Raw genomic sequence first — 16,827 nt, forward strand, 5'->3', positions numbered from 1 at the left:
ACATGCAGCGCTGCAGGGTACTGGTGATCAACGATTACGCGCACATGGGCGGCGCGGAAGTGGTCTATCAACAATCGGCCGAGCTGTTGGGCACGCTGCCCGGCGTCGAGGTCGAGCGTTTCGACGATAGCCAGTTTTCCGCGCGCTCGACGATGCTGTCGCGCTCCTGGAACACGACCGCCGCCCGCGCGCTCGAAAAGGCGCTGCATCGTTTCCGGCCGCATCGGCTGATGGTGCACAACTACCACAACGTGCTGTCGCCTTCGATTCTCAGCGTGATCGCGCGGCACGAGCGTCAGTTCGGTTATCGCGCGTATCACACCTGCCACGACTATCACCTCGTCTACTACAACCCGTCGCTGCAGTACTTCGACAAGGATAAGCGTCCGATCATTCTGCCGCTCGACGTGCTGCGCACACGCGCGGTCTTCACGTTGCGGCCGACGCCGAAGGGCCTCGTGCACGATCTGATGACGAAGGCGTGGTGGCACGCGGTGCGCGCGGCCTATCAGCCCGCGCGCGTGTTCGACAGGATCTTGTGTCCGAGCCTGTTCATGCAGCAGGCGCTGCATCGCGTCGGCATCGAGAATACGGTCATCGTGCACAATCCGTCGGCGGTGCCGAGCGCGATGCCAATCGTCACGGTGCGGGACAAGGAGCGCTTCAACATCGCGTTCGTCGGACGGATCTCGCCGGAGAAAGGCCTGCTGCAATTTCTGACGCTCTGCGAGGCGACGGGCTTCGAGCGCATCAATTGCATCGGCGTGTACGGCGACGGCCCGGACCGCGCGGCGATCGAGCAGCGCTACGCGTCGCTGATCGCACAGCGCAAGCTGATCCTGTTCGGCACGATGCCGCAGCAACAGTTGTTTCCCGCCATGCGCGAGTTCGCCGATGCGGTGGTCGTGCCGTCGGTGGGCGCGGAGAACGCGCCGCTTGTCGTGATCGAGGCGGCGATGCTCGGTCTGCCGGTGCTGGTTCGCGACGGCGGCAGCATGGCGGTGACCGCGGAATCGGTCGGCAACAAGATCAAGTTCAAGTTCGAACCGGGCAGCCTGAAACAGGCGCTCGGCGAACTCGCCATTCATCTGGCCGATGAGCACAGAAAGTACGACGTCGAAGAATATCTGCCCGAGCATTACGCGCGGCGTCTGGCTGAAATCATGCACATTGGCGAAAGTTCGACGCACGTCGCGCCGTCGCGCCGTCGCGCGCGCTATGCGGATAATCCGCGTCCGGCGCCCTGAAAATAGTCGGCGCTGATTGTGGCAAACGGCGTGTATATCCGTGCCGTTATCGTCGCTTTAAAGACGTGTTTTTTATCGCGTGATTTGTCTGAAGCAATCCTGTAGCAATCGGCTTTTGTGTGCGCTGCCGAACGTTGTAAGGACGGGCTCTCTGAATATTATGATCGCCAAGGAAAGGCATTTTATCGAGCGCTGAAGCGCGTGGCTCGACAGAGTAAACGAAGCCGCGGTGACGGCGCGGAGTTGGCGATGACCGGCTCAATGGGTCGGCGAAAAAGCCAGACTCATCAGAACAAAAGCATGTGCATGTCGTGAGCGTTTGCGTGGAAAAACGGCGGACGAGACGCGGCTAATCGGGGAATCTTCGCGACCGGGCCCGGCAGTCAGTTCAAACCAAACAGGAATGTGGCCGCAAGCGGCCACATCGGCGATACGGGGGGTCCAGACGGTGATGCGCTACAGCTCAGCGCACGCTGTACGGATCGGCGGTCTCGGGAGACGCGTAGGTCTGGTCTGAATTCCACAAATCGCTGCCGTAGGGGTCCGCTGAGTTCTTGCCGCGGACAGGCTGTGCAACGCTTGTACGTTTCTGCTTCGGAAGGCTGTTTTTGGTTTGGGTGTACACGTTGGGCGCGACATAGCGGTTCTTTTTAGCGTACGCGAAATCCGACGAGGAGCCGTAGAGCGTGGTGGAACTGGCCGCATGAGGCGTCATCGCGTCGAGTTGCGAGTGTTTGGCGACATAACTCGGCGCATAAGCCGAAGAGGCGGCGGACACGATGCTCTGGGCGTAACCCACCTGGGCGCTCAGCAAGACGGGCATGACGGCGGCAAGAAGTTTTTTCATTTCGGGATCCGTAAGAAAGCATGTGGTGCGATGTTAGGGAAAAGAGCCGACCTCGCATAGGCGCTGTTACACACAAAGGTAGCCGATGTGGCGTCAATCAGCTACCCCCGTCCGATCGAGGCGGTCAGCTCGCTGGACACAGGCGTGACTGGATGCGGCGAGGTGCCGGTCCCGGCGCCGGGAACAAGTGGCAATCCGTTAGAGACTTTGGGAGAACTCGCATGAACCAAAGCAGTGCACCATTCGATAGCCGCAACAACAACAGCGAACATGCGCCGGCAGGCTTCGCGAATTATCTGGATGCGCTGTACGACAATCGCAAGCTGATTGCGATCACGACGGCCATCGCGGTCGCGCTCGGCATCGCTTATTCGGTGTTCTCCCAACCCGTGTATCGCGCGGACATTCTGGTGCAGGTCGAGGAGAACGCGGGTACCTCGTCCAGGAGCGTGATCGGCGACGTGTCCGCGATGTTCGACGTGAAGACCGCGACGTCAGGCGAGGCACAGGTGATCGGCTCGCGCATGGTGGTGGGCCGCGCGGTCGACAAGCTCAATCTCGACATCGAAGCGGCGCCGCGCTACTTCCCGCTGTTCGGCCGCTGGCTCGCCCGTCACTCCGATCATCTGTCGACGCCGGGACCGCACGGCTACGTGTACGGCAACGAGCGCATCACGGTGTCGAAATTCGACGTCCCCGAAGAGCTATTCGACCGTCCGTTCGTGCTGAAGATGGGCGAGGGATCGAGCTACGAGCTGCAATACGGCAAGCTGAAGCTCGAAGGCACGGTCGGCCAACCGCTGAGCGCGACGACCAACTACGGGCCGCTCACGCTCGTCGTCGACCGGATCGAGGCGAATCCCGGCGCGACCTTCGAAGTGCGGCGCCAGTCCGCGCTGACGACGACCGAAAAGCTGCGCAAGGAGCTGACGATCTCGGAAAAAGGCAAGGAATCGGACATCCTCGGCGTGTCGCTCGAAGGCAGCGATCCGAAGAAGATCAGCGCGATTCTCGCGACCATCGCTGGCGAATACGTGAGCCAGAACCTGAAGCGCAAATCCGAGGAAGCGGAGCGTTCGATCCGTTTCCTCGAAATACAGCTTCCGGAAATGCGCCAGCAGCTTTCCGCTTCGGAAACGCGCTTCAACGACTTCCGCGCGAAGCATGGCACCGTCGATCTCGGCGAGGAAGCGACCAACCTGCTGCAGCTGTCGGTTCAGGCGCAGACGCGGCTCGCGGAACTTCAACAGAAGCGCAATGAACTGCTGACGCGCTTCACCGACCAGCATCCGGCCGTGCAGTCGGTCAACGCGCAGTTGCATGCGGCGCAACAGGAAGCGAAAGATCTCGCGAGCCGGACGCAATCGCTGCCGCCGCTCGAACAGAACGTGCTGCGCCTGCAGCGCGACGTGCAGGTCGGCACCGAGCTCGATACGTCGCTGCGCAATACGCTCGAACAGCTGAAGCTGATCAAGGCGGGTAAGTCCGGCAACGTGCGCATCGTCGACGGCGCTGTCGCGCCCGATACGCCGGTGCGGCCCAAGCCGCTGCTGATCATCATCGGCGCGCTGATGCTGGGCGTGTTCGTCGGCTCGGTGATCGCGCTCGTGCGTCAGCGTCTGTTCGACGCGATCGACGATCCGTACGAAGTCGAGTTGCGCACCGGTTTGCCGGTCTACGCGAGCGTGCCGTTCAGCCGTCAGGAAGAGCGGTTCGCGCACAGCCGTCGCCGTCCGGAATCGAAGGCGCTCGTGCTTGCGGGCGAAGCGGTGATCGATCCGGCCATCGAAAGTCTGCGTGGCTTTCGCACCGCGCTCGAATTCACGATGACCAAGGCGCGCAACCATATCGTGCTGATCACGGGCCCGACGCCGGGCATCGGCAAGTCGTTCGTGTCGCTGAATCTCGCCGCGGTAATCGGTGCGACCGGCAAGCGCGTCCTGCTGATCGACGGCGACCTGCGTCGCGGCTTCCTGCATCGGCATCTCGGCGGCGATCGCGGTCCTGGCCTCACCGATCTGATCCAGGGCGCGTACCGTCCCGAAGAGCTGATTCGCGCGACCCGTTTCCAGGGTGTCGACTTCATCGCGAGCGGCCGCCAGGTGGCGAGCCCGAGCGACGTGCTGTCGAACACACGGCTCGAAGCGGTGCTGCGCCAGGTCGCGACCGGCTACGACGTCGTGCTGCTCGACGGACCGCCGGTGCTGCTCGCCGCGGATGCGGTCCGGCTCGCCTGCGTGGCAGGTACGACGTTCTTCGTCGCGCGTCAGGGTGTCACGGGCATCGGCGAGCTGCGTGAGTCGGTCCGCCAGATGCAGAAGGTCGGCCTGCCGGTGCGCGGCGTGATCATGAACGGACTGCGGATGCGGCCGGGACGCTACAGCTACGGCTACGGACGCTATCGCTACGCAGCCTACATCTACAAACCGTACGACAGATAAGCCCGGGCGCCTGGTTCGCGACGCGCCCGCGGTGCGGGGCGTAGCGCCCGACTGGACCGATCAGAACACCAACATGGCAATGCGAAGGGATCTTACGGCCGCGCCTGCCGAGCGCATACCGTACAGGCAAGGGACTACTCGGATGAAACAGCTATTTGTCACGCCTTTTCTGCCTCAGAAAAACGCGCCGCAAGCTGGCCACCGTTTGGCCTACGACTACCTGATCAAACTGAGCGCGGAGTCGGAGCTCGACGTGCTGATCGTGTCGCGCGTGCCGGTCGACGAAAAAGCCATCGAGTTCCGCGCGAACGTGCGCAACGTGTACATCCAGTACGTGAGCCGGTTCGACCTGATTCCGTCGTTCCTCGCGAATCCGCTGACTTTTTCACCGCGCCTGTTCTCGCGCTATAAGCCCGCGATCGGCAAGTTCCTCTGCGAGCTCGTCGACAGGAACCGATACGACACCGTGCGGCTCGAGTTCTCGCAATGCTTTGCGTATGCCCAGAATCTGCGCGAGCGTTTCCACGACGGCGTGAAGATCGTGATGTGCGCGCATGACTTGCAGATCCAGGTCATCTTGCGCGTCAAGTCCATCGAAGGATGGCTGTTCACCCGGCAGACCTTCATGCTCGAGCAGCGTCTGCTGAAGCTGGCCGACAAGGTGCTCGTGCTGTCCAGCAAGGACGCGCAGCTGATCAACGGCCTGTACCCCGGGGTCGGCACGTTGCAGGTCGTGCCGATCTCACTGCCGGCGTTTCTGAAGGAAGTGCGGCGCTCGAAAGACACGGTCGAGAAAGGCAACATCCTGTTCTGGGGGGCGATGCAACGCCGTGAAAACGAAGAGGCGCTGCTCAATTTCATCGACACGATTTTTCTGCCGCTGCGCCGGCGCGGCCTGCAACTGAAGCTGTTCGTGGTCGGCTCCGATCCGAGCGACCGCGTAAAGCGCCTGAATAGCGACGATATTTGCGTGACCGGCTTCGTCGAAAATCCGGGCAAGTACTTCGAGTCCGCCGATATCGGCGTGGTGCCGCTGCTGTCGGGCGCCGGCGTCAAGCTCAAGACGCTCGAAATGCTCGCGGCGAAACTGCCGGTCGTCTCGACGCCGCTCGGCGCGGAAGGCGTCGAACACGACGGCAGCTTGCTCAACGTCTGCGAAATCGATGAGTTCCAGGACGTGATCGAGCGCATCTACCGCGGTGATCCGGTCAACGTCAACGCCTCCGTGGCGTATCAGGCCTGACACCATGATCGCAACCATCGCCTATCTGCTGGCCGTCGTGCTGTGTGCCTCGCGCGGCGTGCTCGAGTATCTGATCGGCAAGGACGCCGCCTATCTGATCCAGGTCGGCGGCATCGTCGGGCTGCTCGTGTGGTACATCTCGCCGACGGCGATCGCCGCTTACTTCCGTGACGAAGGACGCCTGTCGTTCGGCTTCCTCGTGGGCATGCTGTTCTCGACCGGGCTGTCGATCGTCGCGACGCTCGCGCTCACCGGTGAGTTCGGGCCGTCCTATCTGTTCGTCTTCATCTTCACGCTGTTCATCTACTTCTACGCGATCTCGAACTATCAGAGGCGCTTCGTGCAGCCGCGGGTCGCCTATGCGGGGCTCGTGCTGATCGCGCTGATCGAGGCGGGTGTCGCGCTCGCGCAGCAGCAGAACGTCTTCCCGATCGATCTGCCCGGCGCGACGTACGGCTTCGACAATCTGCGCGCGCCGTCGCTGACCGGCAGCTATCTGCACTACCCGCTGTTCGTCGCGATTGCCGCGTCGCTGTGCGGCGTCGACTATCTGGTGCGCAAGAACGTGCTGTCGGGCCTCGCGTGCGCGGTGCTCAGCTTCGCGATTTTCTCGGCGCTGTCGCGTAGCGGCATGCTGATCATTCTCGGCACGTTCGGGCTCGCGTTCGTGCAGGCGCCGATCCAGTTCATCACGAGAAACGCGAAACTGATCGTTGCCACCGTGTTCGCGACGATGGCAATCATGATCTTCGGCGTTGCGGTGAGCAGTCAGAACGATAGTGTCGTCAACGTCGGCACCGAACGGATCATAGGCGCGACCGATCTGCAATCGGACGGCAACGACGGGCGCACCGAAGCATGGGAAAAGGCCAAGTCGCTCGTATTGCCGGTCAACGTGATCGCCGGCACGTACTTTGGGCTCGTCACGAACTCGGCACCCGAGCCGGTGAAACAGGAGTTCGGCGTCGTCGAATCGAGCGTGCTGCAGCAGATTCTGAATATCGGCCTGATGGGCGCGATCTTCTATTACGGCGTGCTGATATCGGTGACGAAACTCGCGAGCAGCGCGAGCCGGATTTCGTTGTGCATGTGGGCCGCTCTATTTCAAACGCTCTTCTATCAATCGATCGAAGTGATTCCGTTTGTCTTCATCCTGATGACATTGCCAGTGTTCGATTACGTGGGCGGACCGCGTCCAGACAGCACGTAGCGAACCAGAAGGCAGTGCGCTCCAGATCGTCTGCATCGCGCGGACGAGCAGTGGGTAGTCGGTAGTGCGCGCGAACAGCGCGAAGCAAGGTGCAAGAACCAGAAAGCCGTGTTTGGGGGTAATTCCACGAACACCTGATGTAAAGCAGGAGGTGGGGATGAACCTGAAGGGAATGTTTAGCGTGGTGATCGTCAATTACAACACGCCAAAACTGGTCGGAAATTGCGTGCGCTCCGTGCTAGAACTTTCGATTGCGGATAAGGAGGACATCGTCGTGGTGGACAACGCTTCACCCGACAATTCGTTTTCCTATCTGAGGGAGACGCTTCCGACGGGAGTGAGGCTCGTCAAAACGTCGATCAATCGCGGCTTCGGAGCCGGCGTCAATTTCGGCATGGTCGGTTGTCTGCGCGAACTCGTGCTCGTGCTGAACCCGGACACCTATTTCGTCGATACATCGCTCGAAAAGGCGGTGCAGTTGTTCAGAACGGAGAAGGATGTCGGCCTCGTCGGTCTCGATCTGGTCTATCCGGATGGCGAGCGGCAGTTTTCCGCGCGGCGCTTTTATTCGGTGCTCGACATACTCGGCCGGCGGTCGCCGCTCGGGCGGCTCGGCGCGTTCAAGCGCCGCATCGACAACCACATGATGCGCGAAGCGTGGGCCGCGGGCACGCCGTTCGAGGCCGACTGGGTGCTGGGCACGGGCTTTATCGTGCGGCGCGCGCTATTCGGCGAACTCGGCGGCATGGACGAGCACTTCTTTCTCTATATGGAGGACGTCGATTTTTGCGCGCGCATCTGGCAGGCGGGCTACCGCGTGCTGTGCGTGCCGGGCGCGCGACTCACGCACGAGCATCAGCGTGCGTCGGCAGCGGGCTTCCTGAGCAAGGCGGGGCGCCGGCATATGAACAGCTTGTGGCGTTTCAGCCGCAAGTATCGTGTGCCGCTGTTCAGACCGCCAGGCGTGCAGGGCCTGAGTCGCAGCGCGAAGGCGCGTGCGGTGCCGGTGCCCATGACCGTGAGCGCGCGTCCGGCGGCCGCCGAGCAGGGGCAAAGCATCACGGTGGACTGATGCCTGTCGATGTCTCGACGTGAAAAAAGAACGGAGTAACGCAATGGGGGAAGGCTAGATGAAAACCCGGCGACAGGCGCTCAAGACGTTCCTGCTCGGCGGCCTGGCCGGGGCCAGTGCAAGCACAGCCGATTTGGGCATCGCGCGCGCGACCGGGCACGCGCTGCGCGAGCGCGGCGCGTTCGCGAGTATGGGTAACGGCGCGGGCGACGGCGCCGGCGGCATCCTGCGCGTCGCCGCGTCCGTGCCCGAGCGTGCCGCATCGGAACCGGTTGCACCGAGCTATCTGAAGACGCTCAGCGATATCGTCGCGGGACTCGAGGTCAGCGTCGCGCGCTTCGTCGATCCGCACCGGCTGGCGGCGATCCAGCGCGGCGCGTCCGGTTACGACTGCGGCGCTGAACTCAGGGAAGCGTTCGCGAGCGGTGCGCGCGGGTTGTATCTACCGCGCGGCATCTGGCGTTACACCGGCGACCTGACCACCGCGAACGGCTCGAGACTGCGCGGCGACGGCGGCGGCGAATACGTGGTGATCACCGACATCGCGATGGGGGCGACCGTGCTGGAGAGACAGGACTCGGGCGGCCCGAGGTCGGCGGCGCTGACGCTGGGCGACTCGGCGTTCGTCGAGCATGTGCAGGTGCGGCCCGCGCATTACGACAAGGTCATCTACTACCTCGCCAACTACCCGGCGCACACCGGCAACACGGCGATCGGCATCCACTTCGGTACGTCGGCCGGGGCTAGTCATTGCACGGCGATCGGTTTTTCGCGCGCGGGCTACGAACTCGGCGTCACCTCGACGCTCGAGCGCTGCTATGCGTACATGTGCGAGCGCGGCTTCTACGCGACCGAGCACACCGACGGCTCGCTGATCAATTGCATCGGCATGTTCTGCCATACGGCCGGCGCCGATATCGTCGACAACTTCTGGCAGGTGATCGGCGGACGCTGGGAATGGAACGCGCGACACGGCGTGATTCTCGGCGCGGAGTCGCTGATCGTCGGCGCGGTGTTCGATCGCAATGGCTTTGCCGGCGTCTATATGAAGAGCGGCAACTGGGGCAAGGTGGTGAACGGCAATTACTTCTCGCGCAACGGTTGCGGCGGCGACGGCAAGATCGGCCGCTGGAAATTCTCGACGCGCGGCCATCCGTCGTACCTCGATGTGCCGCCCGGTCAGAGTTGCCACATCCAGATCGATTACCAGCAGGCGGCGACGATCGTCGGCAATCGCTACCGTCCCGGCCAGGACGACGAGAACGCCGGCTGCGACGGCCCGCAGTTCGTGTACGGCAGTTCGACCGCGCCGGGCAGCACACCGCTCGACGGCATCACGATTCAGGGCAATTTCGGCGATCGCGCGGGTGACACGATCGTCGGTTACGCCAAGGCGTATCCGGGCGGCGGCGCGATCGCGGGCGGCAAGGACGCGAGCCTCGTGCATGCGCTGAATCTCGGCGTCGGCTACGAACGCGGCGGCGTCGCGGCGGCGCTGCATTGCGGAAACCAGACCGTGTCGCAGGAGACGACGCGCATCGCGATCAACGTGCTGCGCTCGACCTCGGGCCGCGTGGTGTTGCGCGCGGCCACACGCGGCCATGCTCTACTCGCCGAAATCCTGTTCGCAACCGACGCAACCGATGCCAACTACAAGACCGTGGTAAGCAATCTGATCGGCAATGCGGTGAAGAGCGCGGTGTTGAACGCAAATGGCGAAGACGATCGCTACAACAAGATCGATATCGCACTAAGTGAACCTGCTTTCGTGTCGTATTCTGTTTTTTCGACCTGAGTTTTAACCGCCTACTGCAAACAGGACGATTGTGTCGACGAGAAACGTCATCATCGCGCTGTATTCGGTGTACGCACTGAACTACGTGCTGCCGCTCGTTACGTTGCCGTATCTGTCGCACGTACTTGGGCCGGCCGGGTTGGGCGTGATCGGTTACGCGCAATCGATTTCGCAGATTCTTCTCGTCATCGTCGACTTCGGCTTCGGCCTGTCGAGCGCGCGCAAGGTGGCGGTGCACATCGATAACCCGGAGGTCGTGAACCGCATCTACTGGTCGACCACGATCGGCCGCGCGATTCTCGCGTTGCTGTGCTCGCTGGTGCTGGTCGGCTGGGCCTTCGCCGCGCACATGTCGCCGCAGGAGCGCGGTGCGACGCTGCTGGGCTCGCTCGTGATCTGGGGCGGCGTGCTGACGCCCGGTTGCTTCTACGAAGGCACGCAGCGCCTGCCGGTGCTCGCGGGCACGCTGCTCGCGACGCGCGTGGGTCTGCTGATTCCGCTGTTCCTGTTCGTGAGGACTCGCGACGACGTGATGCTCGCGGCCGCTTTGCAATATGCGCCGACCTTCGTGTGCGGCGTGATCCTGATGGGCGCGCTGATCTGGAAGCGCGAGATCCTGCTGAGCGTGCGGGTCAGTTGGGCCGACGTGATGGCCGAGGCGAAAGAGGCGTATCACATCTTTCTCGGTTCGGCGCTGACGTCCGTGTACATGTACGCGAACGTGATCATGCTGCGCATGATCAGCGGCCCGGGCGCGGTCGGCTATTACGTGGCGGCCGAGCGACTCACCAACGCGCTACGCGCGTGCACGGCGCCGGCCATCCAGGCGTTCTTTCCGAAGATCTGCGTCGCTTACGAGCGCAACGACATCGCCTATATCCACAAGGTCAACCGCGGCTTCATGGTCGCGTTCGCGGCGTCGGCGGTGCTGATTCTGGTCGGCTTTACGGTGCTTGGCGAATGGTTCGTCGGACGTTTTCTCGGCGAGGCGTTCGGCGAGACGTTCCGCATTTTGCGCATTCTCGTGTTCGTGCCGGCGATCGTCGGCATGACGACGACCCAGGTGATGCTGACGATCATCGCGTCGGGCAATCAGTCGTTGCTGAAGCGGATCTATATCTACGGCGCGCTGTTCCATCTGGTGCAGGCACCGATCAGCATCTACTTCTGGGGCGGTGTCGGCACCGCGTGCTCGGTGGCCGCGACCGAGCTGTTCATGCTGATCGGCGTGTACAACGTGTCGAGCCGAATCAATCACGGCCAGATCGCGGTGCGCGCGCAGACGACGATCAAGCAGGAGATGGCGGCGGAGAGAGATTAGCCGCGAGGATGGACAGTGGGATCGAATGGCCGCGGCGCGCGTCGTGAAGACTTTGCGCGTCGCGGCCTTGTTGCGTCAGCGCCGCGCGTTCGTTGCGCGCGTTCACTGCGAGTGCTTACTGCGCGGTAGACAGACTGGTTACTTTCGCGTTGCGCAGATACAGCACCGTCGACAGCACGACCGCCGCGGCAGCCGCGATCGCGGCAAACAGGAACACCGAGCCGTAACCGAACTCGCCGGCGATATACCCCGCCAGCGGCCCGGTAATGCCGAGCGACAGATCGAGAAACACCGAGTACGCGGACAGCGCTGCGCCGCGGCTCGCCGGCGGCACGAGCCCGACCGCCTCGACGCCGAGCGCCGGAAACACCAGCGCGAAGCCAAAGCCGGTCAGCGCGGCGCCCGCGAGCGCGATATGCGGCTCGGGCGCGAGCCACAGCATCAATAGACCCGCGCATTCGAACGAGAACGACGCGATTGCCACACGAAAGCCGCCGTAGGTCTTGATCGTGTTCGCGAACAGCAGGCGCGCGCCGATGAACAGCGTGCCGAACAGCGTCAGCGACAGCGCCGCATTCGGCCAGTGCTTCGCCGCATAGAACAGCGTGATGAAGGTCGCGATCGAACCGAAGCCGGCCGAGCCGAGCGCGAGACCCATACCGTGCGGCAGCACGCGCGTCAACACGCTGCGATACGACATCCGCTCGCCGTGCACGACCGGCACCGGCGCGATCAGACGCGCGAGGTAATAGCCGAGCCCCGCGAGCGCGATCACCAGAATGCCGAGCGCGGTAAAGCCGATCGAGCGCGAGATCATCACGCCGAGCGGTGCGCCGATCGCGAGTGCGCCGTAGGTCGCGATGCCGTTCCACGAAATCACGCGGGCGTTGTTGGAGGTGCCGACCCGGCCGATTCCCCACAGAATCGCGCCGGTGCCGCACAGACTTTCGCCGAAACCGAGCACGAGCCGGCTGCACACGAGCAGTGCGAGGCTCAGCCCCGGCCAGCGACCGGTCAGCGCGGCGAGCAACAGCAGCACACCGCTCGCGCCGCAGCCGAGCAGACCGATCGACACCGTGCGCTTCGGCCCGAGCGTATCGGCCGAGCGGCCCGCGAGCGGCCGCGACGCGAGCGTCGCGAGGTACTGCACGCTGATCGCCGCGCCGGCCAGCACCGCGCTGTAGCCGAGGTCGCCGTGCACATAACCGGGCAGCACCGCGAGCGGAATACCGATCGCGAGGTAGCAAAGAAAGGTGAAAAAGACGACCGGAATGATCTGCAGGGTCGTCGCAAATTCGCTGCGGGCGGACGCGGAGTCGGTGGACATCGGGAAAACCACACTTGAATTCGGCGGGAAGGCGTGATTCTCCCATGGAACCGATTCCCTTGCAGGGCTTGCTTAAAAATGGGACGAATCAATGGCGGGTTGTGACGTGATAAAGGTCGGTTTTCAGCCGCTAGCGCGAGATTGTTCGGCGAGGCGAGGGGCATGCCAAAATCTGGCATGTCCGCTAAACCGGCAAAAATCGATAAAAACAGCAAAAGCGTCAGATCAACATAAGCGCTGCCGTACGCAAATCCACCTCGATATCGCGCGAGGAATATGTCCCCCATGCGATTCGAGCTATGGGTTGCGTTTATTGACGGTGATAGCTTTCAAACCATCGACGCGGCGTGTCCGCGCAAACACGGAACAGACGAGAGCACCGAGACATGACCGAGCCGATTCGTTTCTATCACCGCAACGCGATCCGCGAAATCGAGGACGCGCCCGTCACCCGCACGGTGCTGCAGTATCTGCGCGAGGACGCGCATTGCACCGGCACCAAGGAGGGCTGCGCCGAAGGCGACTGCGGCGCCTGCACCGTCGTGATCGGCGAGCGCAATCCGGCGGGCGGCGTCGAGTTCAAGGCGGTCAACGCCTGCATCCAGTTCGTGCCGACCCTCGACGGCCGCGCGCTCTTCACGGTCGAAGACCTGCGCCAGCCGGACGGCTCGCTGCATCCGGTGCAGCAGGCGATGGTGGACTGCCACGGCTCGCAGTGCGGCTTCTGCACGCCGGGCTTCATCATGTCGATGTGGGCGCTCTACGAGAAGCACGGCCACGAGCATGGCTGCGCGAACCGCACGGTGCCGTCGCGCGAGGCGATCGGCAATGCGCTGACCGGCAACCTGTGCCGCTGCACCGGCTACCGGCCGATCGTCGACGCGGCCGAGCGCATGTTCGACGCGCCCGCGCCGCAAGCGCCAGTCGACGTAAAGGCGCTCGCCGACACGCTCGCGACGCTCGAACGCCGCGACACGTTTCAGTACGAGCACGCGGGCCAGCGCTTCGCCGCGCCGCGCACGGTCGCGGCGCTCGCGCGGATCAAACAGCAGGAACCGGCCGCGCGCCTGCTCGCGGGCAGCACCGACATCGGCCTGTGGGTCACCAAGCAGATGCGCGAGCTCGGCGACCTCGTCTACGTCGGACAGATCGCCGAGCTGCAAAAGCTCGAAACCAATGACGACTGGATCGAGATCGGCGCCGGCGTCAGCGTCGAAAAAGCGTATGCCGAGATCGCGAAGCAGTACCCGGAGCTGACCGAAATGTGGCAGCGCTTCGCGTCGCTGCCGATCCGCAACGCCGGCACGCTCGGCGGCAACATCGCGAACGGCTCGCCGATCGGCGATTCGATGCCGGGGCTGATCGCGCTCGGCGCGCGCGTGATCGTGCGGGGCGGCGACATCGAGCGCGAGATGCCGCTCGAAGACCTGTACCTCGCGTATCAGAAGCAGGACATGGCCGGGCACGAGTTCGTCGTCGGCCTGAAGGTGCCCGCGCGCGGCGGTGCGCGCGCGAACCTGCGCTTTCGTACCTACAAGCTGTCGAAGCGCTTCGATTCGGACATCTCGGCTGTCTGCGCGGCGTTCTCGTTCATCGCCGACGGCGACGCGATCCGCGAGCCGCGCATCGCGTTCGGCGGCATGGCCGCGACGCCGAAGCGCGCGCTCCAGGCCGAAGCCGTGCTGCGCGACGCCGAATGGCACGAGGCGACCGCGCAGGCCGCGATGCTCGCGCTGGGCACTGACTACGCGCCGCTCACCGACATGCGCGCGAGCAGCGACTACCGCCTCGAAGCGGCGAAGAACACGCTGTTCCGCTTCTGGCTCGAAACGCGCGCGCGGCAGCCGCTGCCGAAAAGCGCGCTCGACGTGCGCGCGGTCGCGCCGGCCGGCGCGAGCGCCTGAGCCCCGCGCGTTCAAGGATACGGAGAACACAACCATGAACCAGCAAGCCGAACCGTTCCTGAAAGAGGTTCAGGAACTCGACGACTTCACCCAGGTGCACGTGTCGCGTCCGCACGAGTCCGCGCATCTGCACGTAAGCGGCCGCGCGACCTACACCGACGACATTCCCGAGCTGGCCGGCACGCTGCACGCGGCGCTGGGGCTGTCGTCGAAGGCGCACGCGAAGATCGTCTCGATCGCGCTCGACAAGGTGCGCGCGACGCCCGGCGTCGTCGCGGTCTTCACCGCCGACGACATCCCCGGCGTCAACGACGTCGGCCCGATCGTTCATGGCGACGATCCGATCCTCGCCGACGGCGTCGTGCAATACGTCGGCCAGCCGATGCTGATCGTGGTCGCGACGTCGCACGAGGCGGCGCGGCTCGGCGCACGGCGCGCCGAGGTGGTCTACGAGGAACTGCCGGCGGTGCTGAGCGCGCAGCAGGCGCGCGCCGCGAACCAGTTCGTGCTGCCGCCGATGAAGCTCGCGCGCGGCGACGCTGGCACGAAGATGGCGCGTGCCGCGCATCGCGAGGCCGGTGAGATGTGGCTCGGCGGCCAGGAGCAGTTCTATCTGGAAGGGCAGATCTCGTACGCGGTGCCGAAGGACGACGACGGCATGCACGTCTACTGCTCGACCCAGCATCCGACCGAAATGCAGCACCTCGTCGCGCACACGTTGGGCGTTGCATCGCATAACGTATTGATCGAATGCCGGCGCATGGGTGGCGGTTTCGGCGGCAAGGAATCGCAGTCGGCGCTGTTCGCGTGCTGCGCCGCGCTCGCCGCGTGGAAGCTGCTGTGCCCGGTCAAGCTGCGCCCGGACCGCGACGACGACATGATGGTGACCGGCAAGCGTCACGATTTCCACTACACCTACGAAGTCGGCTACGACGCAGAGGGCGTGATCGAAGGCGTCGCGGTCGACATGACCTCGCGCTGCGGCTTTTCCGCCGACCTGTCGGGCCCGGTGATGACGCGCGCGCTGTGCCACTTCGACAACGCGTACTGGCTGTCGGACGTCTCGATCGACGGCTTCTGCGGCAAGACCAACACGCAGTCGAACACGGCGTTTCGCGGCTTCGGCGGCCCGCAGGGCGCGTTCGCGATCGAGTACATCCTCGACAACGTCGCGCGCTCGTGCGGCATCGATGCGCTCGACGTGCGCCGCCGCAATCTCTACGGCAAGACCGAGCGCAACCAGACGCCGTACGGCCAGGTGGTCGAAGACAACGTGATTCACGAGCTGATCGACGAGCTCGAAGCGACCAGCGACTATCGCGCGCGCCGCAAGGAGATCGACGCATTCAACGCGAACAACGAGATCCTGAAGAAGGGCCTGGCACTCACGCCGGTCAAGTTCGGCATCGCGTTCAACGTCACGCACTTCAACCAGGCCGGCGCGCTCGTGCATATCTACACCGACGGCTCGGTGCTCGTGAACCACGGCGGCACCGAAATGGGCCAGGGGCTGAACACGAAGGTCGCGCAGGTCGTCGCGCATGAACTCGGCGTTGGTTTCAACCGGATTCGGGTGACCGCGACCGATACCAGCAAGGTCGCCAATACGTCTGCGACGGCCGCGTCGACCGGGTCCGACCTGAACGGCAAAGCCGCGCAGGACGCCGCGCGCCAGTTGCGCGAGCGGCTCGCCGCGTTCGCGGCCGAGCGCTTCGGCGCGGGCAGCGTGAATCCGCGGGACGTGCGCTTCGCGCATGATCGGGTGATGGTCGGCGAGGTCGCCGTGCGGTTCGAGGAAGTGGTTGCGAAGGCTTATCTCGCGCGCATCCAGTTGTGGTCCGACGGCTTCTACGCGACACCGAAGCTCTACTGGGATCAGTCGAAGCTGCAAGGACGGCCGTTCTACTACTACTCGTACGGCGCGGCGGTATCGGAAGTCGTGATCGACACGCTGACCGGCGAAATGCGCGTGCTGCGCGCCGATGCGCTGCACGACGTCGGCGCCTCGCTAAATCCGGCGCTCGACATCGGCCAGGTGGAAGGCGCGTTCATTCAGGGCATGGGCTGGCTCACCACCGAGGAGCTGTGGTGGGACGCGGGCGGCAAGCTGATGACGCACGCGCCCTCGACGTACAAGATCCCGACCGTCAACGACGTGCCGCCGGTTTTTAATGTCAGGCTGTTCAGGAACCGCAACGCGGAAGACAGCATCCATCGTTCGAAGGCGACCGGCGAGCCGCCGCTGCTGCTGCCGTTCTCGGTGTTCTTCGCGGTGCGCGACGCGGTGTCGGCGGTCGGCGGCCATCAGGTCAATCCGCCGCTCAATGCACCCGCGACCAGCGAGGAAATCCTGAAGGCGGTCGGCGCGGTGCGGGCCGCGACGGCGGCCGCGCGGCAGGCGTGATGGCGAGTGGCAAACG

Annotated in this window: 11 protein-coding genes; 9 read left to right on the forward strand and 2 right to left on the reverse strand. The window is 64.0% G+C overall.

The features are described 5' to 3' along the window. Positions 1–2 precede the first annotated feature (2 nt). A complete protein-coding gene (locus OKW37_RS07200) occupies positions 3–1,247 on the forward strand; it encodes a glycosyltransferase (RefSeq protein ID WP_184062222.1) in 1,245 nt (414 codons plus the stop codon). A gap of 463 nt (positions 1,248–1,710) precedes the next feature. On the opposite strand, the gene OKW37_RS07205 is transcribed toward OKW37_RS07200, so the two are convergent. Next, positions 1,711–2,094 carry a hypothetical protein gene (locus OKW37_RS07205; RefSeq protein WP_090803213.1) on the reverse strand — a complete coding sequence of 128 codons (384 nt, stop codon included), beginning with the start codon at positions 2,092–2,094 and terminating at the stop codon, positions 1,711–1,713. A 221-nt stretch (positions 2,095–2,315) separates the two neighbouring features. Here OKW37_RS07205 and OKW37_RS07210 point away from each other — a divergent pair, with 221 nt between their 5' ends. From OKW37_RS07210 to OKW37_RS07235, 6 genes are all read left to right on the forward strand, one after another. After that, a complete protein-coding gene (locus OKW37_RS07210) occupies positions 2,316–4,535 on the forward strand; it encodes a GNVR domain-containing protein (protein WP_429407307.1) in 2,220 nt (739 codons plus the stop codon). A 142-nt stretch (positions 4,536–4,677) separates the two neighbouring features. Then, positions 4,678–5,778, forward strand: a complete 1,101-nt coding sequence (locus OKW37_RS07215; RefSeq protein WP_429407305.1) for a glycosyltransferase — start codon at positions 4,678–4,680, stop codon at positions 5,776–5,778. A 4-nt stretch (positions 5,779–5,782) separates the two neighbouring features. Next, a complete protein-coding gene (locus tag OKW37_RS07220; protein ID WP_184062219.1) occupies positions 5,783–6,988 on the forward strand; it encodes a hypothetical protein in 1,206 nt (401 codons plus the stop codon). A 157-nt stretch (positions 6,989–7,145) separates the two neighbouring features. After that, entirely contained in the window at positions 7,146–8,060 is a 915-nt protein-coding gene (locus OKW37_RS07225) for a glycosyltransferase family 2 protein (protein WP_429407303.1), read from the forward strand. Between the two features lie 58 nt (positions 8,061–8,118). Beyond that, complete coding sequence (locus OKW37_RS07230) at positions 8,119–9,855, forward strand: hypothetical protein (RefSeq protein ID WP_429407301.1); 1,737 nt, start codon at positions 8,119–8,121, stop codon at positions 9,853–9,855. 31 nt (positions 9,856–9,886) lie between these two features. Then, positions 9,887–11,176 carry an oligosaccharide flippase family protein gene (locus OKW37_RS07235; protein WP_090803222.1) on the forward strand — a complete coding sequence of 430 codons (1,290 nt, stop codon included), beginning with the start codon at positions 9,887–9,889 and terminating at the stop codon, positions 11,174–11,176. 115 nt (positions 11,177–11,291) lie between these two features. Here OKW37_RS07235 and OKW37_RS07240 read toward each other — a convergent pair whose 3' ends face one another. Continuing rightward, positions 11,292–12,503 (reverse strand): MFS transporter, encoded by a 1,212-nt coding sequence (locus OKW37_RS07240; protein ID WP_184055477.1) that lies wholly within the window; start codon positions 12,501–12,503, stop codon positions 11,292–11,294. 386 nt (positions 12,504–12,889) lie between these two features. On the opposite strand from OKW37_RS07240, the gene xdhA reads away from it, so the two are divergent. Both xdhA and xdhB read left to right on the forward strand, forming a co-directional pair. After that, positions 12,890–14,407 carry a xanthine dehydrogenase small subunit gene (gene xdhA, locus OKW37_RS07245; protein ID WP_429407298.1) on the forward strand — a complete coding sequence of 506 codons (1,518 nt, stop codon included), beginning with the start codon at positions 12,890–12,892 and terminating at the stop codon, positions 14,405–14,407. Between the two features lie 34 nt (positions 14,408–14,441). Then, positions 14,442–16,811, forward strand: coding sequence for a xanthine dehydrogenase molybdopterin binding subunit (xdhB, locus tag OKW37_RS07250; RefSeq protein WP_429509786.1), 2,370 nt, complete (start codon positions 14,442–14,444; stop codon positions 16,809–16,811). Positions 16,812–16,827 lie beyond the last annotated feature (16 nt).

The sequence above is a fragment of the Paraburkholderia sp. MM5482-R2 genome, from assembly GCF_050436125.1.
Classification (GTDB): Bacteria; Pseudomonadota; Gammaproteobacteria; order Burkholderiales; family Burkholderiaceae; genus Paraburkholderia; species Paraburkholderia tuberum.